The 25,417-nt window shown below is 74.3% G+C and carries 24 protein-coding genes, 1 tRNA gene and 1 pseudogene; 12 read left to right on the top strand and 14 right to left on the bottom strand.

Translation table 11 applies throughout. The features are described from left to right. Nucleotides 1–18 precede the first annotated feature (18 nt). The 7 genes and pseudogenes from KG103_RS04935 (at nt 19) to KG103_RS04905 (ending at nt 5,418) form a co-directional block, all read left to right on the top strand. Entirely contained in the window at nt 19–318 is a 300-nt protein-coding gene (locus tag KG103_RS04935; RefSeq protein ID WP_207341564.1) for a hypothetical protein, read from the top strand. 26 nt (nt 319–344) lie between these two features. After that, a pseudogene (locus KG103_RS04930) lies at nt 345–608 on the top strand (ATP dependent DNA ligase); the annotation flags it as partial. Nucleotides 609–708: 100 nt separating this feature from the next. Then, entirely contained in the window at nt 709–1,257 is a 549-nt protein-coding gene (locus KG103_RS04925) for a hypothetical protein (RefSeq protein ID WP_207341563.1), read from the top strand. 72 nt (nt 1,258–1,329) lie between these two features. Then, nucleotides 1,330–2,376: a DUF2776 family protein gene (locus tag KG103_RS04920; RefSeq protein ID WP_207341562.1), complete on the top strand. Its 1,047-nt coding sequence runs from the start codon at nt 1,330–1,332 to the stop codon at nt 2,374–2,376. Between the two features lie 71 nt (nt 2,377–2,447). Further along, nucleotides 2,448–3,308 carry a CPBP family glutamic-type intramembrane protease gene (locus tag KG103_RS04915; protein ID WP_372434915.1) on the top strand — a complete coding sequence of 287 codons (861 nt, stop codon included), beginning with the start codon at nt 2,448–2,450 and terminating at the stop codon, nt 3,306–3,308. A 21-nt stretch (nt 3,309–3,329) separates the two neighbouring features. After that, a complete protein-coding gene (locus tag KG103_RS04910) occupies nt 3,330–4,598 on the top strand; it encodes an FAD-binding protein (RefSeq protein ID WP_207341561.1) in 1,269 nt (422 codons plus the stop codon). Between the two features lie 103 nt (nt 4,599–4,701). Beyond that, the gene (locus tag KG103_RS04905) at nt 4,702–5,418 is read left to right on the top strand and encodes an aspartate/glutamate racemase family protein (RefSeq protein WP_207341560.1); all 717 of its coding nucleotides are present in this window, start codon (nt 4,702–4,704) and stop codon (nt 5,416–5,418) included. A 4-nt stretch (nt 5,419–5,422) separates the two neighbouring features. Here KG103_RS04905 and KG103_RS04900 read toward each other — a convergent pair whose 3' ends face one another. The 5 genes from KG103_RS04900 to KG103_RS04880 all read right to left on the bottom strand — a co-directional run bounded on the left by KG103_RS04900 (nt 5,423) and on the right by KG103_RS04880 (nt 10,386). Continuing rightward, a complete protein-coding gene (locus KG103_RS04900; protein WP_207341559.1) occupies nt 5,423–6,355 on the bottom strand; it encodes a transglutaminase-like domain-containing protein in 933 nt (310 codons plus the stop codon). A 99-nt stretch (nt 6,356–6,454) separates the two neighbouring features. Continuing rightward, complete coding sequence (locus KG103_RS04895) at nt 6,455–6,859, bottom strand: FKBP-type peptidyl-prolyl cis-trans isomerase (protein ID WP_089800891.1); 405 nt, start codon at nt 6,857–6,859, stop codon at nt 6,455–6,457. Between the two features lie 95 nt (nt 6,860–6,954). Beyond that, a complete protein-coding gene (locus KG103_RS04890) occupies nt 6,955–7,953 on the bottom strand; it encodes an acetylxylan esterase (RefSeq protein ID WP_207341558.1) in 999 nt (332 codons plus the stop codon). A 99-nt stretch (nt 7,954–8,052) separates the two neighbouring features. Then, entirely contained in the window at nt 8,053–9,462 is a 1,410-nt protein-coding gene (locus KG103_RS04885; protein ID WP_207341557.1) for a cystathionine beta-synthase, read from the bottom strand. A gap of 90 nt (nt 9,463–9,552) precedes the next feature. After that, nucleotides 9,553–10,386 carry a Bax inhibitor-1/YccA family protein gene (locus tag KG103_RS04880; RefSeq protein ID WP_207341556.1) on the bottom strand — a complete coding sequence of 278 codons (834 nt, stop codon included), beginning with the start codon at nt 10,384–10,386 and terminating at the stop codon, nt 9,553–9,555. 233 nt (nt 10,387–10,619) lie between these two features. Between KG103_RS04880 and KG103_RS04875 the strand changes: the two genes are divergently transcribed. Beyond that, on the top strand, nt 10,620–11,591 hold the full coding sequence (locus tag KG103_RS04875) for an ABC transporter ATP-binding protein (protein ID WP_207341555.1): 972 nt from the start codon (nt 10,620–10,622) through the stop codon (nt 11,589–11,591). Then, nucleotides 11,588–12,451: an ABC transporter permease subunit gene (locus KG103_RS04870; protein ID WP_207341554.1), complete on the top strand. Its 864-nt coding sequence runs from the start codon at nt 11,588–11,590 to the stop codon at nt 12,449–12,451. The genes KG103_RS04875 and KG103_RS04870 overlap by 4 nt, the downstream gene beginning before the upstream one ends. Nucleotides 12,452–12,532: 81 nt before the next feature. Here KG103_RS04870 and KG103_RS04865 read toward each other — a convergent pair whose 3' ends face one another. Further along, nucleotides 12,533–15,682 (bottom strand): efflux RND transporter permease subunit, encoded by a 3,150-nt coding sequence (locus tag KG103_RS04865; protein WP_207341553.1) that lies wholly within the window; start codon nt 15,680–15,682, stop codon nt 12,533–12,535. A 208-nt stretch (nt 15,683–15,890) separates the two neighbouring features. Between KG103_RS04865 and KG103_RS04860 the strand changes: the two genes are divergently transcribed. From KG103_RS04860 to KG103_RS04850, 3 genes are all read left to right on the top strand, one after another. Beyond that, the gene (locus tag KG103_RS04860) at nt 15,891–16,775 is read left to right on the top strand and encodes a siderophore-interacting protein (RefSeq protein WP_207341552.1); all 885 of its coding nucleotides are present in this window, start codon (nt 15,891–15,893) and stop codon (nt 16,773–16,775) included. 89 nt (nt 16,776–16,864) lie between these two features. Then, nucleotides 16,865–17,305: a YciI family protein gene (locus KG103_RS04855; protein WP_207341551.1), complete on the top strand. Its 441-nt coding sequence runs from the start codon at nt 16,865–16,867 to the stop codon at nt 17,303–17,305. A gap of 125 nt (nt 17,306–17,430) precedes the next feature. Beyond that, on the top strand, nt 17,431–17,826 hold the full coding sequence (locus KG103_RS04850) for a PLD nuclease N-terminal domain-containing protein (RefSeq protein WP_207341550.1): 396 nt from the start codon (nt 17,431–17,433) through the stop codon (nt 17,824–17,826). A 66-nt stretch (nt 17,827–17,892) separates the two neighbouring features. Here KG103_RS04850 and KG103_RS04845 read toward each other — a convergent pair whose 3' ends face one another. The 8 genes from KG103_RS04845 to KG103_RS04810 all read right to left on the bottom strand — a co-directional run bounded on the left by KG103_RS04845 (nt 17,893) and on the right by KG103_RS04810 (nt 25,402). Next, nucleotides 17,893–18,771 (bottom strand): M23 family metallopeptidase, encoded by an 879-nt coding sequence (locus tag KG103_RS04845; protein ID WP_207341549.1) that lies wholly within the window; start codon nt 18,769–18,771, stop codon nt 17,893–17,895. Then, nucleotides 18,768–19,325, bottom strand: a complete 558-nt coding sequence (locus KG103_RS04840) for an ArsR/SmtB family transcription factor (protein WP_213319989.1) — start codon at nt 19,323–19,325, stop codon at nt 18,768–18,770. Before KG103_RS04840 ends, KG103_RS04845 begins: the two co-directional genes overlap by 4 nt. 60 nt (nt 19,326–19,385) lie before the next feature. After that, nucleotides 19,386–19,459: transfer RNA gene (locus KG103_RS04835), tRNA-Leu, on the bottom strand. Nucleotides 19,460–19,559: 100 nt separating this feature from the next. Further along, a complete protein-coding gene (locus KG103_RS04830) occupies nt 19,560–21,062 on the bottom strand; it encodes an NAD(P)/FAD-dependent oxidoreductase (protein ID WP_207341548.1) in 1,503 nt (500 codons plus the stop codon). 93 nt (nt 21,063–21,155) lie between these two features. Next, nucleotides 21,156–22,562, bottom strand: a complete 1,407-nt coding sequence (locus KG103_RS04825) for a hemolysin family protein (RefSeq protein WP_207341547.1) — start codon at nt 22,560–22,562, stop codon at nt 21,156–21,158. Nucleotides 22,563–22,688: 126 nt separating this feature from the next. After that, entirely contained in the window at nt 22,689–23,903 is a 1,215-nt protein-coding gene (locus KG103_RS04820; protein WP_207341546.1) for a hypothetical protein, read from the bottom strand. Beyond that, entirely contained in the window at nt 23,900–24,229 is a 330-nt protein-coding gene (locus tag KG103_RS04815) for a PadR family transcriptional regulator (protein WP_207341545.1), read from the bottom strand. Before KG103_RS04815 ends, KG103_RS04820 begins: the two co-directional genes overlap by 4 nt. A 219-nt stretch (nt 24,230–24,448) precedes the next feature. Continuing rightward, a complete protein-coding gene (locus KG103_RS04810) occupies nt 24,449–25,402 on the bottom strand; it encodes a Ppx/GppA phosphatase family protein (RefSeq protein WP_307860960.1) in 954 nt (317 codons plus the stop codon). Nucleotides 25,403–25,417 lie beyond the last annotated feature (15 nt).

Raw genomic sequence — 25,417 nt, 5'->3', positions numbered from 1 at the left:
GTCTGCCAGGCTCGGCGCATGTCGGACGACGTCCTCCGCGTCGCGGACCTCCGCGCCGCGCTCGCACTCGCCCTGGACGCCTTCGAGGCAGAGGTCGGGCCCGAGGTGCCGCTCGACCACGACCACTACTGGCACCTGCCGGTCGACGCCTCGTTCGACCTCTCGCGAGAGCCGCAGGAGCACACGGTCGGCCAGATCATCGACGACCTCCACGAAGCCCAAGGCCTGGCCGCGGACGGCGATGCGTTCCCGGCGTGGCACGCGCTGAACCATGCCATCGGGCTGCTCCGCGTCCTGGAGCACGCAGCGCGTCGTTGAGGCTCGTCCGTCATCGCGTTGCCCGCAAGACGTTCAAGGGCATGACCGACGAGATGCTCGCGTGGCAGACGCAGCGCTTCCGCGAGCTCGAGATCGCCGACGACGGGTGGACCGTCACGCTGCGGCCCGAGCAGGTCGTGGAGATCGCCTTCGACGGGCTGCAGCGCTCGACGCGCTACCCCGGCGGCCTGGCCCTGCGCTTCGCCCGGGTGCTGCGGTACCGCGACGACAGGTCCGCCGCCGAGGCGGACACCATCGACGCCGTCCGGTCGCTCGCCGCTCCGACCTGAGGACCGTCACGAGCTGCTCGTCCCTGGCCCCGCACGCGCCCGCCCGCATCCGACCACCGGAACCGGCCCGCACGGCGGCAGGCCGCGGCAGGATCGAGCCGTGGGCCGAGCCAGCCGCGCCAAGCGCCGCCGCCGCGACGCGGAGGAGCGCCGTCTCGCCCTCTCCAAGGCTCCGGACCCGGACGACGCCGCCACCTGGACGCTCGCGGGCGTCGTCGCGCTCGTGGCCGTCGCCGTCGTGACCGGGTGGTGGTCGGACACCCGGGTCGGCCCGGGTGGTACGCAGCTGGGCGCGCTCGTCGGCAGGCGCAACCCCGAGCTGCTCACGCTCGACGTGCCCGACGGTCGCCTCGCCCTCGTGGCGGCCGCGCTGACGCTGCCCGCCGTGGTGCTCGCCCTGCTCGGCCGCCGGGCCACCCGACGCGCGACCACGACGTCCCGGCTGACCGGCATCGCCGCCGTCGTCGCCGTGGTGGTGGCACCCGCCGTCGTCTCCTCGTACGTCGCGGCCGCCCTGGGCGCCGCCGCCGACGGCTGGTGGATGGTCGTCACCCACGTGTGGCCCGTCCCGGCCGCGTTCGTCGCGACGTTCTGCGTCTGGGTCGCCGCCGACGGGATCCGGCCCCGGCGCGGGCCCGCCCGCACCTGAAGACCCGCTCGACGCGCCGAGTCCGGCGCGACTCCCTAGCCTGGCGACAACGGATCTGCCCAGGGGGAGCGCATGAACCGGTCCATCAGCATCCTGTTCCGCGCGATCCCGCTCGTCATGGGGGTCGTCTGTCTCGCGTTCGGGCTCGACATCCTGTCCGGCAGCGACAACGCCGGGCACTTCGTCGCGGGCCACGTGAACATCGCGCTCACCGCGATCTGCATCGCCCTGTTCACGACGGCGGCGACGATCATCCGGCAGCTCATCCACCGCTACGGCGAGGTGTGGGAGGTCGCGCTGCCCGTGCTCGGGTACCTCGTCGCGTTCGGCACGATGGTCTGGGGCGTGACGGTGTTCACGCGCGGCGACGAGCCCAAGCTGGTCGTCGCGGGCCACGTGATGCTGGGCATCGGGCTCATCGCCGCCTGCGTCAGCACCGTGGCGACCGCGTCGACGAAGTTCGTCCTGATCCAGCAGGCCGCGGCCCGCGCACCGGGCAGCGGCCCGCCGGACGGCGCGTACTCGCGCACCGCGGGCGCGGTCCTCGTCGCGGTCCCGGTGGTGCTCGCGGCCGTGGGCCTGGTGATCTCCGCGACCCTGTACGCGCACGGCGGGACGCCGCAGCTGGTCGCCGCGCACGTCCTGACCGGGCTGTCGTTGATCTGCGCCGCCCTCATCGCTCTGGTCGCCAGCATCGTGCGGCAGGTGCGCAACGAGTTCGGCGACGCCGAGCGCTACCGGTGGACGTGGTGGGTGGTGGCGATGGGGACGATCAACGTCGTCCTCGGCATCGGTGTCCTGCTGGCGTCGGACGACCCGAACCGCCTCGCACCCGGCGTCGTGCTCATCGGCCTGGGGCTGGTGTGCTTCAGCATCCTGTCCAAGGTGCTGCTGCTCGCGCTGGTGTGGCGTCAGGTCTTCGCGCTGGCCAACCGCATCCCGCTGATCCCGGTGGGGACCGCGCTCGCCTGCCTGTTCACCGCGGCGTTCCTCTTCGAGGGCACCGAGCGGCAGGCGGGCCTCTTCGTGCCCGCCCACGTCATGGTCGGTCTGGGTGCCGTGTGCTTCACGCTCTTCTCGATCGTCTCGATCCTCGAGGCGGGCACCTCGAAGGACTGAGGGGCGGTGCGGCGACACGACGCGCACGCCCGTGGGCTGCGCGGACGCACACCGTGAGGCAGGGTGTGCGGGTGGACGAGACAGCGGGGACCCTGCCGGCAGCGGCCGACGACGCACCCCCGCGGGCCCTGGCGCACCCCGCCTGGCGGTACCTGGCCGCCGCGCTCGTGTGCGGGTCGGCCGTGCTGATGTTCGCGATCCACGTCCGCCCGCTGGCGTACCTGCCGCTCGTCGTCGGGATCGCCCTGGGCTGGGCCGTCGACCGCGTGCTGGGGCGGGACCTGCTGATCATCGGCGCCGGCATGGGCATCGTCAGCACGATCCCGCTCGGCGCGGACCTGTCCGACGCCAGCATGCTGCGCTTCACGCTCGCGCTCGGTCTGGCGGTGGTGGTCCCGTACGTGCTGTCCCGGCACGTCCTGGGCGACGACGTCATCCGGTTCCCGTGGCGCACCGGCCGGCGGTGGACCCGCACGCAGTGGGCGTACCTCATCGGCGTGCAGTCCGCCGGGTACCTGCTGCTGCCCTTCTACTTCCTGTCGTCCGGCGCGTACCGCAACTGGCCGACGGTGATCGAGGGGCAGGAGATCGCGCGCCTCTTCGTCGGCGTCAACGCCGTGGGCACCTGGGACGAGCTGTTCTTCATCTGCACCGTGTTCGCCCTGCTGCGTCGGCACTTCCCGCTGTGGGCGGCGAACCTGCTGCAGGCCACGGTCTTCGTGTCGTTCCTGTGGGAGCTGGGCTACCGCGAGTGGGGCCCGCTGCTGACGATCCCGTTCGCGCTGATCCAGGGCTTCACGTTCTCCCTGACCAAGTCCCTGACGTACGTGCTGGTCGTGCACCTGCTCTTCGACGCCGTGGTCTTCATGGTGCTCGTGCACGCCCACACCCCCGAGCTGTTCGACATCTTCATCACCGCACCCGGGCGCTGACGCCCGCACGAGAGGACCCCCATGACGGACGCCCTGACCACCTGGGCCGGCAGCCACACGTTCCGCGGCGGGCCCGTGGTGCGCCCGACGAGCGTCGACGAGGTCGCCGAGATCGTGGCCGGCGCCCGGCATGTGCGGGCCCTGGGTTCGCGGCACTCGTTCCACGACCTGGCGGACTCCCCCGGCACGCTCGTCGTGCTGGACCGGCTCGAGGCGCCGACGGTCGTCGACCCCGAGGCGGCCACCGTGACCGTGGGCGCTGGTGTGCGCTACGGCGAGCTCGCCGACGACCTGCACGCGGCCGGCTGGGCCCTGCACACCATGGCGTCGCTGCCGCACATCGCGGTCGCCGGCACGGTCGCCACCGCGACGCACGGCTCGGGCGTCACGGCGCCCAACCTGTCGGCCGCGGTGCGCGGGCTGGAGATCGTCGGCGCGGGCGGTGAGGTCCGCACGCTCGGGCCGGACGACCCCGAGCTCGCCGGGTCGGTCGTCGCGCTGGGCGGCCTGGGCGTCGTGACGCGCGTGACGCTCGCGGTGCAGCCGACGTACGACGTCGCGCAGGAGGTGTGGCTCGACCTGCCGTGGGCTACGGCGCTCGACCGGTTCGACGACCTCATGGCGTCGGCGTACTCCGTGAGCCTGTTCACCGACTGGACCGGGGACGACGTCGCCCAGGTGTGGCGCAAGCACCGCGTCGACGCGGACGCGTGGACCCTGCCGGGGCCCGGCGACGTCCTGGCGGGCGCACGCCCCGCCCCGGGCCCCGTGCACCCCGTGCCGGGCCCGGACCCCGTGGCCTGCACGCAGCAGGGGGGTGTGCCCGGGCCGTGGCACGAGGGGCTCCCCCACTTCCGGCTCGACTTCACGCCGTCGGCGGGTGCCGAGCTGCAGTCCGAGTGGCTCGTGCCCCGCGAGCACGCGGTCGCGGCGATCGAGGCGCTGCGCGGCATCGGCCACCTGACGTCCCCGCTGCTGCTCATCAGTGAGATCCGGACCATCGCCGGCGACGACCTGTGGCTGTCCACCGCCCACGGGGGCGACCGCGTCGCGCTGCACTTCACGTGGCAGCCACGGCGGGCCGAGGTGGAGGCGGTGCTGCCGGTGATCGAGGAGGCCCTCGCCCCGTTCGGGGCTCGCCCGCACTGGGGCAAGCTCTTCGCGGACGAGCAGCGCACGCTGCGCGAGCTCTACCCGCGGTGGGACGACCAGGTCGCCCTGCTGACCCGCCGCGACCCCGAGGGGGTCTTCGCGAACGACTTCCTCACCCGGTACGGCCTGCGGGGCTGACGGCCCGGCACGCTCCGGGTCACCCGCGCCGACCGGTCGGAGAAGGGCTGGACGCTTCCGGTGCCGCGGGGGTTCCATGGGGTGTACCCCTCGGGAGGTCCACGTGCGCACCCTCGGCGTCATCGGCGGCATGAGCTGGTACTCGACCGTGGAGTACTACCGGATCGTCAACTCCCTGGTCCAGGAGCGGTTGGGCGGGCACCACAGCGCTCACCTGCTGCTGGAGTCGCTGGACTTCGCGCAGGTGCGCGAGCTGCAGCTCGCCGACGACTGGGACGCGGCCGGTGCGCTGCTCGCGGACGCGGGTCGACGCCTCGAGGCCGCCGGTGCGGACGCCGTGCTCATCGCGACCAACCTCATGCACAAGGTGGCACCCGCCGTGGAGGCCGCCCTCGACGTGCCGCTGCTGCACATCGCCGACGCGGTGGCCGAGGTCGCCACCGCCGCGGGGCACCGCACCCTGGGCGTCCTGGGGACGCGCTGGGTGATGGCCGAGCCGTTCTACGCCGACCGGCTGGCCCGGCACGGCATCGCGACCCTCGTGCCGGACGCCCCCGCGCAGGAGGAGGTCGACCGGATCATCTTCGACGAGCTCACGCAGGGCAGCGCCCCGGAGAGCTCCCGCGCGCGGCTGCAGGAGGTCGTCACGGACCTGAGCGCGGCGGGCGCAGATGCGGTGGTCCTGGCATGCACCGAGCTGGAGCTCGCCCTCCCGCCGGACGGCGGCCCCGTGCCGCTCATCGCGTCGGCCCGCGTGCACGCGGAGGCCGCAGCGGCCTACGCCCTGGCCGGGGCGCAGGTGCCCACCGGGGGCCGCTGACGGCTCAGTCGCCCCACGCGGTCGTCCGCGCCACCAGGTCGGTCCAGCCGCGGCGGCCCAGAGGGGAGTCCGTGAGCACGCGCCGGCCGACGTGCAGCCGCGGGTCGTCGGTGTAGCGCCGGGCGAGCTCGTCCTCGGCGCCGACGTCCCCGGCGTCGGCGCGGACCAGCAGGTCGGCGAGGACGTCGGCGAGGGCGTCCCCCTCGGCACCCGTCGTGCCGTCGAGCGCGGCGCCCCACACGTCCCACAGCAGCACCTCGTCACGACGGCGGTGCGCCACCTCGAGGAGGACGTAGCCGCGGACGAAGTCGGGGCCGGCGAGCTCGGGGACGCCCGCGACGCCGTACCGCGTGAGGTCCAGGCCGTCGCGGCGGTGCGCGGTCCACAGCTCCGCGGCGGTGGCGAACGGGCTGTCCGGCCCCGTGGGCATGTCGAACGGGTCGAACGGCTCCCCTGCCGCGGGTGCCGCCCCGAACGCGGCGTCGAGCTCCGGGTCGTTGCGCACCCACCGCTCGCCGTCCCAGCGCTCGACGACGACGTGGTCCACGCCGTCGCCCGGGAAGAAGTACCGCGCGAAGCCGATGCGGGAGCGCGCCGGGATGCCGTGCTCCCGCAGCAGCCCCACGCCCAGCAGGGTGTGGTCGCGGCAGCAGCCCGCGATGCGGTCGGCGTGCCGGCGGCCGGGCAGCGGGGCGGACGAGACGTCGAGGCCCGCCTCGAGGATCCGGTCGAGCCAGCGCAGGTCGATCGTCGGCAGACGTGCGGGGTCCAGCGTCGCGGCCTCGGCGCGGTAGTGCGCGATCAGTCCCGTCGCGGCCGCGTGCACGTCCTGCGGCGCGGTGCCGAGCGCGCGCAGCACCGCGGAGTGCGGACCGGGGTCGGAGTACGGCGAGTGCGCCGCCCACTCCTGGGGGTCACGGGTGCGTGCCACGCTCACGGGTCCTGCCTCCCGGACGCCGCGCCGTGCGGTCCTCGCGACCGCACCACCGGCGCCCGCGAGGGTCGACCGGTGGTGCGGCGCGGACTCATCGGGTCGTCAGCTGACGCCGACGATGTCCACGACGAACACGAGGGTGTCGCCGCCCTTGATGCCGGCCTGCGGCACGCCGCGGTCGCCGTACGCCAGGTGCGACGGGATCGACAGCAGCACGCGGGAGCCGACCTGCTGGCCCACGAGACCCTCGTCCCAGCCGGCGATGACGGCGCCGACGCCGATGGGGAAGCTGATCGACGAGCCGCGGTCGAACGAGTTGTCGAAGACGCCCCCCTGCCACGACTGGCCCAGGTAGTGCACCTCGATGTCCTGGCCCGCCTCGACGAGCGCGCCGTCGCCGCGGCTCAGCACCACGACCTCGAGCTCCTCGGACGGCGCGGCGTCCGGGAACGTCAGCGTGGGCTTCGTGCCGGGTGCGCCCGAGACCTCGGGCAGCGCTGCGGCCATGGCGATTCTCCTTCGGTGGATGACAGTGCCGGACCATCCTGCACCGTCGAGCACGTCGTCGCCGACCGGAGCGGCGACGCGCACGACGGCCCGGCTCAGCGCCCGAGCGTCGCCGCGAGCCAGCGCAGCTGCGCCTCGACCTGGAAGGCGCCGCCGCCCTCGTGCCCGTTGAACTCGTACACCTCGATGGCCCGCTCCGGACGCGTCGCGGCGAGCGCGCCGTAGTGGTTGTACGCCGCGTACACGGTCGACGGCGGGCAGATCGGGTCGCGCAGCGCGACCGAGAACAGCGTGGGGGCGGTCGCGCGGCGGGCCAGGTGCACGCCGTCGAGGTACGACAGCGTCCGCATGGCCGCGTCCTTGTGCTCACGGTGCACGGACAGGTACGTGACGACCTCGTGGTACGGGTCCGAGTCGATGAGCGAGATCGCCCGCGGGATGTGGCACATGAACGGCACGTCCGGCATGACGCCGGCGAGGTCGTCGACGAGGCCCGCGACGGCCAGCGTCATGCCGCCGCCCTGGCTGCCGCCGGTGACGACGACACGCGCCGGGTCGACGCCGGGCAGGGCGCGCACGGCCTCGACCGCACGCACGCCGTCGGTGTACACCCGGCGGTAGTAGTGCTCGGCGGGGTCGAGGATGCCGCGCGTCATGAACCCGGGGGTGTGCGGGCCCGAGCCGACGGGGTCGGGCGTGCCGCCGCCGCTCCCCCACCGGGAGCCCTGGCCGCGGGTGTCCATGAGCAGGTGCACGTACCCGGCGGCTGCCCACGCGAGCCGCTCCACCGGGCGGCCGCGCCCGCCCCCGTAGCCGATGAACTCCACGACCGCCGGCAGCGACGACCCGTCGGTGGCCGACCCCGCCGGGCGGGTGACCCACGCCTTGACCGGGTGCCCCCCGAACCCCGCGAACGTCACGTCCTCGACGTCGAGCAGCCGCAGCCCGGCGTCGTACGGCTCGCGACGCAGGGCGAGGTCGAACCCGCGGGTCTCGCTGAGGGTCTTCGCCCAGAACGCGTCGAGGTCAGCGGGCTCGTCGAGGTCCGGCAGGTACCGCTCGAGCTCGGGAAGGGGAAGGTCGTACAGCGCCATCGCGGAAGGTCCTTCGCAGGTCAGGCCCATCAGGTCGGGCCGATGCTAACCCGGTCCCGCCCGGGACCTGCGGACCGCGTCCCGCGGTCCGCACCGCCGTCACCCGGTCGCCAGGAACCCCAGGAGGTCATGGCGCGTGAGGACGCCCACGGGCCGCCCGTCGTCGACGACCATGAGGGCGTCGGCCTTCTCGAGCGCCGTACGGGCGGACCCCACCGGCTCCCCCGAGCCGATGAGCGGCAGCGCGGGCGCCATGTGCTTGTCGACGCGGTCGGCCAGCGACGCAGCGCCGGAGAAGACGGCGCTGAGCAGGTCGCGCTCGCTCACCGCGCCCGCGACCTCCCCGATCATCACGGGCGGCTCAGCACCGACCACCGGCATCTGGGAGACGCCGTACTCACGCAGGATCTCGATGGCGTCGCGCACCGTCTCGTTGGGGTGCGTGTGCACGAGGGCGGGCAGGTCGCCGTCCTTGGTGCGCAGCACGTCGGCCACGGTGGCGCCCTCGCCGCCGGCGAGGAACCCGTACGACCGCATCCACGAGTCGTTGAAGATCTTCGACAGGTAGCCGCGCCCGCCGTCCGGGAGGATCACGACGTACACGGCCCGCGCGGCCGCCTCCGGGTCCGCGTCCTGCAGGGCGCGCGCGTGGCGCAGCGTCGCCTCGACGGCCATGCCGCACGAGCCGCCGACGAGCAGGCCCTCCTCGCGGGCGAGGCGCCGCGTCATGGCGAACGAGTCCGCGTCGGACACCGCGATGATCTCGTCGGGGACCGTCGGGTCGTAGGCGGTCGGCCAGAAGTCCTCGCCGACGCCCTCGACGAGGTACGGGCGCCCGTCGCCGCCGGAGTAGACGGACCCGGCCGGGTCCGCGCCGACGACCACGACGCGCCCGCCGTCCGCCGCCGGGCGGTCCGCCGAGACGTCGTGCAGGTACCGGCCCGTGCCGGTGATGGTGCCGCCGGTGCCCACACCCGTGACGAGGTGCGTGATGCGCCCCTCGGTGTCGGCCCAGATCTCCGGGCCGGTGCTCGCGTAGTGGCTGGCCGGGCCGTTCGCGTTGGCGTACTGGTTCGGCTTCCACGCCCCGGGCGTCTCGCGCGTGATCCGGTCGGACACCGAGTAGTACGAGTCCGGGTGGTCCGGCGGCACGGCGGTGGGCGTCACGACGACCTCGGCGCCGTACGCACGCAGCACGTCACGCTTGTCCTGGCTGACCTTGTCCGGGCACACGAAGACGCAGCGGTACCCCTTGCGCTGCGCGACGAGCGCGAGCCCGACGCCGGTGTTGCCGGAGGTCGGCTCGACGATCGTCCCGCCCGGCTGCAGCTCCCCCGAGGCCTCGGCCGCCTCGATCATGCGCAGCGCGATCCGGTCCTTCACCGACCCGCCGGGGTTGAGGTACTCGACCTTGGCCAGGATCGTGGCGCTCAGGCCCGCGGTCACGGACGTCAGCCGCACCAGCGGGGTGCCACCGACGAGCTCGGAGATGTGCTGGGCGTACTTCACGCCGTCGATCCTCTCATCGGGGCTGCGCAGGAGGGACGACGACGCCCCGCCGGCCGGTGGGCCGACGGGGCGTCGCGGTGAGCGGTGGGGTCAGTTGTCCCCGCGCAGGATCGCCAGCAGGCGCAGCAGCTCGAGGTACAGCCACACCAGGGTGACGATGAGGCCGAACGCGGCCGACCACGCGAACTTGGCCGGGACGCCCTGCTCGACGCCGCGCTTGATGGAGTCGAAGTCCATGATCAGGCTCGCGGCGGCCAGGCCGACGGCGACGAGGCCCACGATGATCCCGAGGAGACCCGAGCGCAGCGGGCCGTACGTGCCACCGCCGACGCCGAACATCATCAGGACGATGTTCAGGAGCGAGTACACGAGGTACCCGACCATGCCGATGAGCACGGCGCGCTGGAACTTCGGGGTGACGCGGACCTTGCCGGAGCGGAACAGCACGAGCGCCACGGCGAACACCGACAGGGTGGCCATGACCGCCTGCCCGACGATGCCGTCGTAGAACGACTCGTACATCGCGCTGATGCCACCGAGGAACATGCCCTGCGCGACCGTGTACAGCGTGATGAGCACCGGGCTCGGGTTCTTCTTGAACGCGTTGACCAGGCCGAGGACGAGACCGACGACGGCCCCCACGATCCACAGGCCCGGCGCGAGCGTCCACGTCGCCGCGGCGACGACGACGAGCAGCGCGAGCAGCCCGCCGGTCTTCACGATGACGTCGTCGTAGGTGAGGCGTCCGGTCTCGCGCGTGGTGGCCGGCGGCGCGTCGTACATCTGCTCGAGGGTCGCGGCGTCGGCGGCCTGCGCACCCGGCGTGCCCCATGCGGGGCCCTGCACGACGGTCTGCTGCCCGCCGCGACGCTGCTGGCGCGGGTCACCGAAGACGGCACTGTTGTTGAAGACGGGGTTGCTCATGCGGGGGACTCCTGGTCGTGGCCGGCCGGGGATGGTTCTCTCGACGAGGTGTTCAACGTAACGGGTGCCCCGGACGTTCCCCATCAGTGACGCCCCGGAGCCGTGCAGCGCGCGGTCTCGTCCTCTCGGATGAGACGCCCCGTCCAGGATCCGTCGCGGGAGGGTGCCGCGCGCACCCCGCCCGGCCGTAGCGTCGACGACGTGAGCACAGCGACACGACACCTGGGGGCCTGATGATCGAGGCGCACGGACTGACCAAGCGGTACGGCAGCAAGACGGCGGTCGACGGCGTCGACTTCACGGTGCACCCCGGCCGCGTGACCGGCTTCCTCGGGCCCAACGGCGCGGGCAAGTCGACGACGATGCGCATGATCGTCGGCCTGGACCACCCGACGGCGGGCACGGTGACCGTGCAGGGCCGCCCGTACGCCCGCCTGCGCTCACCGTTGACCGAGGTGGGCGCGCTGCTGGAGGCGAAGGCGGTGCACCCCGGGCGCTCCGCGCGCCAGCACCTGCGCGCGCTCGCAGCGACGCACGGCATCGGCGACAAGCGGGTCGACCAGGTCATCGAGATGGCCGGCCTGGGCCCCGTGGCCGGGAAGCGCGTCAAGGGGTTCTCCCTCGGCATGGGTCAGCGCCTCGGCATCGCCGCCGCGCTGCTGGGCGACCCGCACACGCTGATCCTCGACGAGCCGGTCAACGGGCTGGACCCCGAGGGCGTGGCGTGGGTGCGCGGCCTGGCCAAGCACCTCGCGGCGGAGGGCCGCACCGTCTTCCTGTCCTCGCACCTCATGAGCGAGGTCGCCGTGACGGCGGACGACCTGCTGGTCATCGGGCGTGGCCGCATCGTCGCCCAGGGCCCCGTCGCCGACGTCGTGGCACGCGCCACCAGCACCACGGTCCGGGTCCGCAGCCCGCAGGCGGCCGAGCTCGCCGCGGCCCTGTCCGGGCCCCGCGCCACGGTCGAGGCGATCGAGCCGGGCCTGCTGGAGGTCCACGGCCCGACCGCCGCGGAGATCGGCGAGCTGGCGGCGGCCTCGCGGTTCGTGCTGCACGAGCTCACGTCCGTCAGCGGCTCGCTCGAGCAGGCGTACCTGTCGCTGACCGCCGACGCCGTCGAGTACCACTCCGCCACCGAGGGCACCGACCCCTCGCCCGCAGCCGCCGGTGCCGCCGGCACGACCAGCCCGGAGGCGCAGCGATGAGCACCGCGACCACCCCCCGCACCGAGCACGCCCACCACGCCGCACCCGCACCCGCCGTGCGCCTGACGCCGTGGCACGTGCTGCGCTCCGAGTGGATCAAGATCTGGACGCTGCGCTCGACCCTGTGGACCATCGGCCTGACCGTCGCGGTCCTCGTCCTGCTGGCCTGGGCCATGGCGGCGTCGGCCGGCGTGGCGCCGGAGCAGTTCGAGGGCGGTGCGGGCAGCGCCACGATGGTCTACCTGGTGCTGGCGCCTGGGCAGATCTTCGGTTCGCTGGTGCTCGTCGTCCTGGCGGCGCTCAGCATCACGGGTGAGTACGGCACGGGGCAGGTCCGCTCGACGTTCGCGGCCGTGCCGACACGCCTGCCCGTCCTGTGGGCGAAGGGTGCGGTGGTGGCCGTCGTGACGTTCGCGACCGCGGCCGTCGGCACGGCGCTGTCGCTGCTGCTGGCCGGCGCGATCGAGCCGAGCATGCAGCCCGACTGGTCGGACCCGGAGATGCTGCGCATCGTGGTCGGCACGCCGCTGTACATCGCCACGGTCGCGCTGCTCGGGTTCGCGCTCGGCGCCCTCATGCGCAACACGGCGGCGACCATCGCCACGGTCATCGGCTTCGTGCTCGTCGTCGAGAGCGTCCTGACCCTCATCGCCTGGAAGCCGCTGGAGTACGTGCGGCCGTTCCTGCCCTCGTCGGCCGGGGCCCGCGTGGCCACGCCCGAGGAGTACCTGGACATGACGAACCAGATGTCGGCGCAGGCCGTCGAGCTGTCCCCCTGGGGCGGGTACGCGGTGCTGGTCGCCTGGGTCGTCGTGATCCTCGGTGCCGGCGCCCTGCGCCTGCGCACGCGCGACGTCTGAGACGTCGCCACGACCGACGCGGCCCACCGCCGTCCTGGAGGGGGACGGTGGCGGGCCGCGTCTCGTCGTGCCCGGCGGGGATCAGGCCGCGGGGGTGGCGCCCGCCGCCGCGACGCCGGACCCTGCCGAGCGGCGCCCCGCCCGGCGCAGCCGCGCCCGCTCGACGAGGGTGTAGAGGACGGGCACCAGCACCAGCGTGAGCAGCGTGGACGTGAACAGCCCGCCGATCACGACGATCGCCAGCGGCTGCGAGATGAACACGCCGCCGCCCGTCAGGCCGAAGGCCATCGGCACCAGCGCGAAGATCGTCGCGGCCGCCGTCATGAGGATGGGCCGCAGCCGCTTGCGCGACCCCTCCGTCACGGCGTCGTCGAGGTCCCGCCCGCGGTCGCGGTACTGGTTGACGAGGTCGACCAGCACGATCGCGTTGGTCACGACGACGCCGATGAGCATGAGCACGCCGATCAGCGCGGGCACGCCCAGCGGGGTGCCCGTCAGCAGCAGGCCCAGCAGCGCGCCGGTCGCCGCGAACGGCACCGACACCATGAGGATCAGCGGCTGCAGCAGCGACCGGAACGTCGCCACCATGACCACGTAGACGATCACGAGCGCGACGAGCAGCGCGAGCCCGAGGTCCGCGAACGCGTCCTCCTGGTCCGCCGCGACGCCGCCGATCTCGACGCTCGCCCCGGCGGGCACGTCGACGTCCTCGAGCGCCATGCGCATCCGCTCCGTGAGGCCACCCAGGTCCTGGTCGGCCGGCGTCGCCGAGATCGTCGCCGCACGCTTGCCGTCGATGCGGGTGGTCGAGACGGGCACCTCCACCTGCTCGACGTCGGCCACCGACGTCAGCGGGACGAGGCCCGTCGCCGTCGGCAGCACGAGCTGCTCGACCTCCGCCACGCTCGCGGGCGCGGGGACCGTCACCACGGTGACGTCGACAGGACCGGCACCGAGGTCCACCGTGCCGACGGGCTGCGGGCTCATCAGCCCGGCGACCGTGCCGACCACCGCGGTCTCGGTGAGGCCGGCGGCCGCCGCCTTCTCGCGGTCGACCGTGACGCGCACGGTCGGCTGGTCCGCGGCGAGGTCGTTCGTGACGTCCGTGGTGCCCTCGACGTCGGCGACGACGTCGCGCACCTGCGCCGCGAGCCGCTCCAGCTCGTCGGGGTCGTCGGCCTGCACCACCACGTCGACGGTCGACGACCCGAACGCGGCGTCGGCGCCGGCCACCACGACGTCGCCGTGCCCGTCGCTGCCCGACAGGTCGGCGACGGCCGCACGCACGTCGTCGGCGACCGCGGTGTTGTCGGAGTCGTCGGTGAGGGTCAGCGCGAACGACGCACGCGGGGCGCCGCCACCGCCGAGCACCGCCTCGATGCCGCCGGCGGAGCCGACCGTGGTCTGCACGGTCTGCACGCCCTCGACGCCGAGCAGGACCTCCTCGATCTCCTGCGCCGCCGCGTCCTGCGCCTCGAGCGAGGTCGCGGGCGGGAACGTCTCGGTGACCGTGAGGGTGTTCTGGCCCGCGTCGCCCAGGAAGTTGGTCTCGAGGCGCGTGGCCAGGCCGATCGTCCCCGCGAAGACGACGACGGCGGCCAGCAGCGTGACGACCGGGTGCGCGAGGGCACCGCGCAGCGTGGCGAGGTACGACCGCTGCATCCAGGACCGGCGCTCCTTGGCCTCGGCGGCGGCGCGCTGGGCCTCCGCGTCGTCCCCGGCGGCCGAGGCGTCGGCCTTGACGAACCAGTACGCCAGGACGGGCACGATCGTCAGCGAGACGAGCAGGGAGGCGACCAGGGCGATCGCGGTGGTGAAGGCGAACGGCCGGAACAGCTCGCCGACCATGCCGCCGACCAGGCCGATCGGCACGAACACCGCCGCGGTGGCGATGGTCGAGGCGGTGATCGCGCCCGCCACCTCGCGCACCGCGGTGACGATCGCGTCGCGCTTGCCCTCGCCGTACGACAGGTGGCGCTTGATGTTCTCGATGACGACGATCGAGTCGTCGACGACGCGCCCGATGGCGATGGTCATGGCGCCGAGCGTGAGGATGTTGAGCGAGTACCCGGCGACCTGCAGGCCGATGAACGTCACCAGCAGGGACAGCGGGATCGAGATGGCCGAGACCAGGGTCGAGCGGATCGAGCCCAGGAACAGCAGGATGACGACGACCGCGAACAGCAGGCCGAGGCCGCCCTCGGTGGCCAGCCCCTCGATGGACTCCTCGATGAACGGCGCCTGGTCGAACACCACGGCGATGTCGACGTCGCCGCCGAGCTGCTCGCGCAGCCCGTCGACCGCGTCCTGGGCGCCGTGCGACACGTCGACCGTGTTGCCGGCCGGCGTCTTGGTCAGGGAGACGGCCAGGGCGGGCTGCCCGTCGAGGCGCGACAGGCTCGACGCGGGCACCGGCGCGAGGACGACCTCGGCGACGTCACCGAGCGTGACGGCCTGCCCGGTGGCGGAGCCCAGCAGGGGCAGCGCGCGCAGGTCGTCGACCGACGAGATCGGTGAGCCCGCCTGGACCGAGAGGGTGAGGTCGCCGTCGTCGACCGTGCCCGTGGGCAGCACGACCCCGTTGTCCTGCAGGATCGTCTGCACCGCCGCGGGCGACAGGCCGGCGGCGGTGAGCGCCTGCAGGTCCAGCGTGATCGTCACGGCCTGCTCGGCGACGCCGGTGACGGCGACCTCGCGCACGCCGTCGACCTGCTCGAGGCGGGGCACCACGACGTCCTCGACGACGCGGGCCAGCGCGGCCTGCGGGTCCTCCCCCTCGCGCACGTCGTCCGGGGTGCCGGCGACCGCGAGCTGCACGACCGGCAGGTCGTCGATCGAGCCGGTGATGACCATCGGGTCGACGCCCTCGGGCAGCGCCGAGCGGATGCGGTCGACCGCCTGCTGGATGTCCTGGGCCCGCGCGTCGACGTCGACGCCGTAGGTCAGCTCGACGGTCGTCGTCGAGACCGACGTGGCGGACGTGGACGTCACGGACTCGACGTCCGCGACCCCGGAGACGGCCTGCTCGATGGGCTCGGTGAGCTGCTGCTCGACCAGCTCCGGCGACGAGCCCGGGTCGACCGCGACGACCACGGCGGTCGGGATCTGCAGCGACGGGATGAGCTCCTGCTTGAGGGAGCCGAGGCTGAACCAGCCGAAGACCGCGATCGCGATCGTCACGAGCGCGACGACGGAGCGGTTGGCCAGCGAGAGCCGGGCGAGGCGGGACACGGGTTCCTCCGAGGGGGCCGGGCGAGCGGTCGTGAGGGGTGGGGCGGTGACCGCGGCGTGCGCGACAGGGCGACAGTACGTGCGGGGTGCGGGAGCCGGCACCCTGCCGGGGCCAACGGTTGCCCGGGGCACGGGGTTTCCCGCGGCGGACGTGGGTCCGGTCACAGCCGACCACGTCCGGTGCGGCACGCGAGGTTAGGCTCACCTGATGAGCGCCACCCGACCGACCGCCCTGCCGCTCGTGGCGCCGCGCCGCCCCGCCCCCGTCCTGGCCCGGGTCGTGCGCACGCAGCGCCTCACGCCGCACCTCGCGCGGGTCGTGCTCGGCGGCCCGGACCTGCGGCCGCTCGCAGACCCCGTCTGCGCGGACTCGTACGTCAAGCTCGGGTTCCTGCCCGACGGCGCCCTCGACGACTGCCCGCTGGGCGACGACGGCCGCGTCGACCTCGCCGCGCTGCGCGCCTCCCTCCCGGACGGCGTCCAGGTGCGCCAGCGTGCGTACACGATCCGCGCGTGGGACCCCGGCACCCGCGAGATGACCCTCGACTTCGTCGTGCACGGCGACGAGGGCCTCGCCGGGCCGTGGGCGGCGGCCGCGTCGCCCGGTGACCGCGTGCTGGTGCACGGGCCCGGCGGCGCGTGGGACCCGCGGCCCGACGTCGACGTGCACCTGCTCGTCGGGGACGCCAGCGCCCTGCCCGCGGTCGCGGTCGGTCTGGAGCGGCTGCCCCGCGACGCCGTCGGCGCCGCGTTCGTCGAGGTGCACGGCCCCGACGACGAGATCGCGCTCGACGCCCCCGCGGGCGTCACGGTGACCTGGCTGCACCACGGCGACGCCCCCGCGGGGTCCACGCTCCCCGAGGCGGTCCGTGCCTGGCCGACCCCCGCGGGACGCATCGGGGCCTTCGTCCACGGCGAGGCCGGCGCGGTCAAGGAGCTGCGGGCGCACCTGCGCACCCACGGGGTCGCGCGCGCCGACCTGTCCATCTCCGGGTACTGGCGCCTCGGCGCCGACGACGAGAGCTGGCGCGCGAGCAAGAAGGCGTGGAACGCGCAGATCGAGGCCGCGGAGGCGGCCGCGGGGCTGGACTGAGAGAGTCACCCGGGAACGTCGAGAACCTGGTCGCCCACCCGTCATCCAGGTACCGGCGCCACCCCGGCGCCCCGAGGACGGAGACCGCCATGCCCCGGTACCTGCTGATCGTCGACTTCCGGTCCGGCCCGGACCCCACACCCATGGAGGAGTGGGACGACGCGGACGTGCAGGCGCACCTCGACCACTACGCCCGGCTGAACGACGAGCTGCGGGCGAGCGGCGAGCTCGTCGGCGGCATCGCCCTCGAGGGTCCCGACGTCGCACGGGTGGTGCGGTCCGACGGGCGGTCGGGCACCACCGTGACCGAGGGCCCGTTCACCGAGTTCTCGGAGTGGCTCGCGGGGTTCCAGGTGGTCGACGTCGTCGACGACGCACGCGCGGTCGAGATCGCCGCCCGCGTGTCCGCCGTCCCGGGCCGTGGTGGTGCGCCCTGCGAGCAGCCGGTGCAGGTCAGGCGGGTCGTCGACGGCGCGATCGCGGACCCGGCCACGATGCGTGACTGGCTCGGCACGGCCGACGGGCGCTGAACCGGCCGCCCGGGCGCCAGCCTGCCCGGACGGCGCACACCCCAACGGGTGAGTCCCGACGAAATCGGCACGAGGCTCCTCGCCCCCCGCTAGCGTTCCGGTGCCCACGACGCGAGGGGGACCTGGTGCTGCGCTTCCTGCCGGTGATCGTCGAGATCGCCCTGCTGGTGTTCTGCCTGATCGACTGCATCCAGTCCGACTCCGACCGCGTGCGCAACCTGTCGAAGGGCTGGTGGCTCGTCCTCATCGTCGTGCTGCCCCTCGCCGGCGGCATCGCGTGGCTCACGGTGGGCCGGCCGCAGACCCCGCGCACGCACGTGCCCTGGCGCAGCACGCAGACCGCGGGCTTCCCGGAGTACGAGCACCCGCGCCGCTTCGGCGACGACGACGTCGCCGCCGCGCGCCGCCGCGCCGAGGAGCGGCGCTCGGACGACCTGCACGAGCAGATGCTGCGCGACTGGGAGGCGCAGCTGCGGGCACGCGAGCAGGGGACGCCCGAGGACGGCGCCCCGCGCGCGTGACGCCACGCGACGCCGTCGCCGTGCGGTCGACGAGCCGGGTCCGCCGGCCGGGACCGTGACCGTGCCCTAGGCCTCGAAGACCTGCCCGGCCGCGGGCAGTCCCGGCGTCACCTCGGTCCGCACGGTCGTGGCGCGGGAGGTGTCCTGCACGTCGTCGAGGATCCGCGCGTCCCGCCAGCGGAACGGGATCCCGGCCGCACGCAGCGGCTGCGGGCGGTCCATGAGCTGCACGTGCAGGTGGGGCTCGGAGGTGTTCCCCGAGTTGCCGACCTCCCCCAGCACGTCACCGGCGGCGACCCGCTGACCAGGGGTGACGCGCGCGCTCCCCCGCCGCAGGTGCGCGACGAGCGAGAACACCCCGTCGCCGTGGTCGACGACGACGTGGTTGCCGACCACGGCGCCCGGTCCCCCGAGGTCGCGCAGCGACTCGACGGTCATGAGGTACGCCAGCGCGGGCCACGACGTGCGGGCGCGGTGGTCGCGGCGGCCGTCGACGACGCGCACGACGGTGCCGTCGGCCACCGCGTGCACGGGGAGCCCGAACGACCCGAACGTCTCGGGTCGTGCGAAGCCGCCGGTCCACGGCACCACGGGCGGCGTGCCCGGCGGGCTCGGGAGCAGCACGTCGACCGCGTACGTCTGCCCGTACGCCCGCACGCCGTGGCTCGGCACCTGGTCGGCCGGGCTGTTGAGGGCCGTCCAGCGCCCGCGCACGGGCGAGGCGACCTCGACCGGGTCGTGCGCGACCCGGGGCGGCCGGACGAACGCCATGCCGGCGAGCAGCAGCGACACCGCGACCGACACCACCCGCGGCGGGTCGATCACGAACCCCGCGGCGAGCCACGCGGCGATCCCCCAGAACCACAGCGGCATGAGGCCCGCCACGCCGCGTCGCACACGGTCGCGGCGGCGCTCGGGGGCACGGACGGTCGCGGTGGTGGTCATCGCAGGCCTCCCAGGACGGTGGTGAGCAGCGGGACGAGTCGCTCGGCCGGCACGACGTGCTCGCCGCCCGCCGCGGTGCGCAGCCAGCCGGCCGCCTGGAGCTGGCGCAGGTGGTGGTACACCTGCCCGGTCGAGCCGACGTCGACCGCCGCCGCCAGGTCGCGCGCCGTCCGGGTGCCGTCGAGCACGGCCCGCAGCAGGGCGAGCCGTACTGGGTGGCCCAGGGCCGCGAGGACCGGTGCGACGTCCGCCCAGTCGGCGGCGAGCACGTCGTCGGTGGTCAGGGCGTACTGCCACCGGGCCGTGTCGCCGGCCGGGGTGGTGACGTCGCCGACGACCATGACGGCGCCGGTCGAGCCCGGGCCGCCGGCGCGCCGGGTCAGGCCGTCGAGCGCCCAGAAGGCGTCGCCGTCGGCGGTGGCCGCGTGGGGGGCGTGGGCGTCGGCGGCGGGAGCGACATCCGGAGCGGCGTGGGGAGCGGCGGCGGACGCCCGCTCGAGCGCGGCCACCCGGTCCTCGAGCGCACGGAGCTGCGCGGCGGTCTCGTCGTCCATGCGTCCAACGTACCGTAATTCTGGAATTCCGTAACCGCGACGAGCGCCGGGGTGCCCGGGTGCCCCCGCCGGGGTTCGAACCCGGACTGGACCGGGTTTAAGCCGGTTGCCTCTGCCGGTTGGGCTACGGGGGCGCGTGCGTCATCCTGCCAGCCGCGCACGGCCCGACGTGCCGGGCGCCGGATGCACGACGGCCCCCCGACCGGTCAGGTCGAGGGGCCGTCGGGGCAGGTCTCAGGCCGGGCGGGCGTCACCCTTCGCGGCCGGGGAGTCCTTCTCGGCCTTCTGCGGCGGCAGCGCGGCGTCGCCGGACGCCGGGGCGGCCGGCGCGGCCTTGGGCGCCGCCGGCACGGACGCGGCGCGGAACTCCGCACGCGGGTCGTGCAGCGAGCCCAGGGCGACGACCTCGCGGCGCAGCAGCACCGAGCCGGTCCAGCCGGCGGCGATGCGCAGCTTGCGGTTGAAGGTCGGCATCGCGAACACGTGGTACGAGCGGTGCAGCACCCACGCGAGGAACCCGCGCACCTTGATCCTGCCGAACATCTGCGCGACGCCCTTGTACATGCCGAGCGAGGCGACGGCACCGACGTTGCGGTGCTTGTACTCCGTGGGCTGCGCCGAGCGCAGGACGAGGGCGAGGTTGTCGCCGATGTGGTTGCCCTCGCGCAGCGCGTGCTGGGCGTTCGGCGGGCAGAACTGGCCCGGGTTGTACAGGTCGGGCACGGCGGCGCAGTCACCGGCGGCCCACGCGTCCGCGACGACGGCGCCGTCCGCGTCCGTCACCTGCAGCCTCGCGTTGCAGATGACCCGGCCCAGCTTGTCGAGCGGCAGGTCGGAGTCCTGCAGCACGGGGTTCGCCTTGACGCCGGCGGTCCACACGACCGTCTCGGCGTCGAACTCGGTGCCGTCCGACAGCACGATGTGCCCGTCGACGCACGAGTTGAGGAACGTCGACAGGAAGATCTCGATGTCGCGCTTGCGCAGCTGCTCGAGCGTGTACCCGCCGAGCTCCTCGTTCACCTCGGGCAGGATGCGGCGGCTGCCCTCGACGAGCACGAAGCGCAGCTCGGACTGCTCGATCTGCTTGTACTTGCGCACCGCGTAGCGGGCCATGTCCTCGACCTCGGCGAGCGCCTCGATGCCGGCGAACCCGCCGCCCACGAAGACGAAGGTCAGCATCTTGCGACGCAGCTCGGGGTCCCACGTGGACGCCGCGACGTCGATGCGGCCCAGCACGTGGTTGCGCAGCGCGATGGCCTCCTCGACGTTCTTGAAGCCGATGCCCTGCTCCGCCAGCCCCGGGATGGGCAGCGTGCGGGCCACGGACCCGAGGCCGACGACGAGGTGGTCGTACGTCACCCAGTACGGCTCTCCCTCGATGGGCGTGATCTGCACGCGACGGCTCGCGTGCTCGATCTGCGTGACGTGGCCCTGCAGCACGTCGACGCCCTTGAGGGCGCGGCGGTGCGGGGCGACGACGTTGCGGGGGTCGATCGAGCCGGCTGCCGCCTCCGGGAGGAACGGGGCGTACGTCATGTACGGGCGGGGGTCGACGACGACGATGGCCGCATCGCGCTTGCCGAGCCGGCGGCGCAGCCGCCGCGCGGAGTACAGCCCGACGGTGCCGCCGCCCAGCACCAGGACGCGGGGCACCTTGCGGGGCTTGCCGACGGGCGCCGACATGAGCGCACCCGCGGGGCGGGCAGCGTCGACGGGGGCAGCGGACGACTGAGGCATACCTCATACGGTAGACGCGCGCACCCGCACCGAGCCCCTCCGGAGCCGGTGACGCCGCGCACACCCGGGGACCAGGGCCCGTCCCCGGTCGCGTCAGGCCCGGGGCTGCGACCCCGGCGCGTCGTCCTGCGCGGCGACCGGCACCCGCTCGACGCGCACGCCGGTGATCCGACGCCGGTCGACCCGCCGCACGCGCAGGACGGTCCGCGTCCCGGCGTCGTCGTCCTGGTCGGGGTCCACGTCGACGACGTCCCCGGGCTGCGCGATGCGACCCAGCCGCGCGAGGACGTAGCCGGCGACGGTCTCGTACGGACCCTCCGGGAGCACGACGCCCGTGCGGTCCGCGAAGTCCTCGAGCGAGAGCCCGGCGTCCACGTCGGTGGCGCCGGCCACCCGCACGGGGACGGGGTCGTACTCGTCGACGATGTCCCCCACGAGCTCCTCGAGCAGGTCCTCGAGCGTGACGATGCCGTCGGTGCCGCCGTACTCGTCGACCACGACGGCGATGTGCGCCCCCGTGCGCCGCATGGTCGACAGCGTCGGGAGCACGGCGTTGGTGCCGGGCAGCGACACGATCGGACGGGTCACGTCCCCGACCGTGGTGGCCGCGACCTCGATGATCGCCTCGACGACGCCGGCGCGCCCGTGCGTGTCCGGGTCGAGGTCCGCCTCGCGCACGGCGCGCGCCACCGGCGCGAGCAGGTCCCGGACGTGCACGAACCCGACGATGTCGTCGAAGTCCTCACCGGTGACGGGGTAGCGCGAGTACGGCAGCGTCCCGACGACCCGGGCGGCCTGCGCGATCGGGGCGTCGGCCGCGAGGAACGCGACGTCGGCGCGCGGCCGCATCACCTCGACCAGCGACCGGTCGCCCGCGTCGAAGACGTCGTCGATGAGCCGGCGCTCGTCCTCGGGGAGGTCGGGGTGGGTGCGGACCAGGTCCCGCAGCTCCTGGTCGCTCATCTGGTCGCTCGTGGCCGCGGGGTCGAACCCCAGCAGGCGCACCACGCCGTTCGTGGACTTCGACAGCAGCCAGATCACCGGCGTCATCAGGGCGGCGAAGCGGTCCAGCGGCGGGCCCACCCAGAGCGACACCCGCGAGGCCTGCTGCATGGCGATCCGCTTGGGCACCAGCTCGCCCAGCACGAGCGACAGGTACGCGATCACCAGCGTGAGGACGACCAGCGCGACCCCCTCGGCGGTGCCGCGCGCCATGCCCAGGGACACGAAGACGGGCGCGAGCGACGACGCGAGCGTGGACGCCCCGAACGCCGCCGAGAAGAACCCGGCGACCGTGACGCCGATCTGCACGGCCGCGAGGAACCGGTTGGGGTTGCGCGCCACGGCGGCGACCCGGGCGCCGCGCGCCCCCTGCTTCTCGATCTGCCCGAGCTGCGACTCGCGCAGCGACACCAGGGCGAGCTCGGTGCCGGCGAACACGCCGCCGATGACGATGAACAGCAGGACGAGGCCGATGTCGGCCCAGGTGTCGGCGGTCACGGGCGTCGGGTCTCAGGTGTCACGTGGCGGGTCCAGGGACGAGCGGTGGGGACGTGGCCAGCGTAGGGCCACGTCCCCGCCGCACCCATCCGGGGTACCCGGTCACGGCGCACCCGGGACCGCGAGTCAGGGCGTGCCGGGCGCCGCCCGGGTCGCCGTGACCGTGGTCGGGGAGGTCGGTGCCACGTCGTCCGTCGTCCCGTCGGCCGGCTCGCCCGCGCCGTCCGTCGCGTCGTCCGTCGCCTCGTCCGACGCGGCGCCGTCCGCCCCGTCACCCGGCACCGCGAGCGTCGGCGCCTTGGCGAACGGGTACGGCGGGGTGAGCGCCTGCACACCGGTCCGCGCCCGCCACTCCCCCGTCTCCGCGTCGTTCTCGAAGGCGGACTCCGGCCAACCGCGCAGCGGGTACACGTTCCACCGCGTCCGCCCGTCCTGCGTCGCCGCGGGGGCGAAGTACCACGCCTCGTCGCTGTCCGGACGCGACCACGGGCTCTGGCCGTCGTCGTAGGTCGTGCGGACCTGCCGGCCGCGGTCGTCGTAGATCTGCACGTCGGTCAGCGGGTTGCCCGCCGCGTCGTACACGAACAGGTTGCTCACGGGCATGCCGCCCACGACGACGCCGTCGACGGGGACCTCCTGCACCTGCACGTGCGACGGCCCGGCGTCCGCGTGGCGGTAGGCCCACGCCTCGGCCCGCAGCCAGCCGTCGTGGCCGGCCACCGTGGCCCCGACCGGCACCAGCGCGACGGCGGCCAGGACCGAGACGAGCTGCATCCGCTCGCGCGCACGCGGCGAGGCGAACCACTCGCCGCGACCGATCTGGGCGCTCACCAGGACGAGGCCGCCGAGCAGCAGCGCCCCGGCGAGGTGCCGCGGGAGCCACGCCGACTCCACGCCGAGCATGTGCACGACGACCTGGTAGACGACCCAGCCGCGCAGCACCCACCACACCGGCCGCAGGTCCGTGGCGAGATCCTCGACCGGGGGCCACCACGGCTCACGGCGCAGACGGGCGAGGACCCGGGAGGCCGCCTCCCGCACCCGGCGGTCCGGTGCGCGCAGCAGACGGCCCACACGACCGACGCGACCCGGCACCGGCTCGGCGGGGGCCAGGCCGGCCGCGGACCGCAGCTCGGCCGCGTAGGTCGCGGGTGTCCCGAACTCGTCCACCAGGGACCCGCGGTGCGCCCGACGCTCGTCCGCGAGCGCGTCGGTGAGGTTGGCCTCGAGCCCGTCGGTCAGGTCGTCGACCTGCTCCCGGTCGAGGTCGGCGAGAGCCTCGCGGACCTGCGCGGCGTACGTCCGGACGTCCTGCGCGATCGCGTCGTCCACGATGCTCATGCCACCTCCTCCGTCCCGAGCAGGCGCTGCATCGTGCCTGCGAACTCGTACCAGTCCTTGCGCTGCGCGCTGAGCACGGCCCGCCCCTCCGCGTTGATGCCGTAGTACTTGCGGTGCGGCCCCTCGTCGCTGGGCACGACGTACGACGTCAGCGCCCCGGAGGAGTACAGGCGCCGCAGCGTCCCGTAGACGGAGGCGTCCCCGACCTCCTCGATGCCCGCGGCACGCAGCCGCCGCACCACGTCGTACCCGTAGCCGTCCTCGTCCGCCACGACGGCGAGCACGGCCAGGTCGAGCACTCCCTTGAGCAGCTGCGTGGTGTCCATGCGGCCTCCCGCGGTCGTCCGGCCCGCCACACCGGCCCCGGGATTGCACCGGGGCCGGTGTGCGGCACGTGGTGCGGGCACCCCTCCAGCGCCCGCAGCATGCACAGTACTGCGCAGTCCGCACTACTGTCTACGACGAGACACACGATGTCCCGACTTCACCCGTCCGCGCAGCCCGCACCCGTCGGCCGCCGGGCGGCCCGCTCGGTCCGGGACCGGTCAGCCCTCGGCGATGCTCCAGGCGATGCCGTCGAGGATGTCGTGCTCGGAGGTGACGACCTGCGTCAGCTCACCACCGGCGGCGGCGACGGCGGCCCGCACCCGCCGCACCACGTCACGCCACACGAGCGCCCCGGCACCGATGACGTCGACACGCCCCGGGTGCAGGTACGGCAGCGCCGCGCGCTGCTCACGCGTGCGGGCCAGCATGTCCTCGCACGCCGCGAGCACGTCGTCGACACCGAGGACGGCACCGTCGATCCGGTCCCGGTCGTAGTGGTCCAGGCCCAGCGCGTGCGCCGTGAGCGTCGTCACCGACCCGGCCAGCCCGACGAGGGTCACCGTGCGTCCCAGCGGGACCACGGCCGCCGCGGCATCGAGCGCCGCGTGCACGTCGGCGTCGGCCGCCGCGACCTGCGCCGCGGTCGGCGGGTCGTCGTGCAGGTGCCGCTCGGTCAGCCGGACCGAGCCGACGTCCATGGACACCGCGGCCTCGGGTGCGCCCGTGCCCAGCACCAGCTCGGTCGAGCCGCCGCCCAGGTCCACCACCAGGAACGGCCCGTCGAACCGGGTCGCGAGCACGCCGGTCGCGCCACGGAACGACAGCCGCGCCTCCTCGTCGCCGGCGACGACCTCGGGGTCCACGCCCAGCGCGTCCCGCACGCCCGCGACGAACTCGTCACGGTTGCGCGCGTCCCGCGTGGCCGAGGTCGCGACGAACCGCACCCGCTCCACGCCGAGCCGCTCGCAGACCTCGTGGTACCGGCGGGTGGCGTCGAGGGTGCGCGAGAGCGCCTCGGGCGCCAGCAGGCCGGTGCGGTCGACGCCCTGGCCCAGGCGCACCACCTCGTTGCTGCGCTCCAGGTCGACGAGGGTCCCCGCCGCCGGGTCGACGTCCGCGACGAGCAGACGGATGGAGTTGGTCCCGCAGTCGATGGCAGCCACGCGTGTCACCGGCACATCGTGCCA

Source organism: Cellulomonas wangleii, from assembly GCF_018388445.1.
GTDB classification, from domain to species: domain Bacteria; phylum Actinomycetota; class Actinomycetes; order Actinomycetales; family Cellulomonadaceae; genus Cellulomonas; species Cellulomonas wangleii.
The sequence above is the reverse complement of the archived record's forward strand: the minus strand, read 5'-3'. Positions and strand labels throughout refer to the sequence as shown.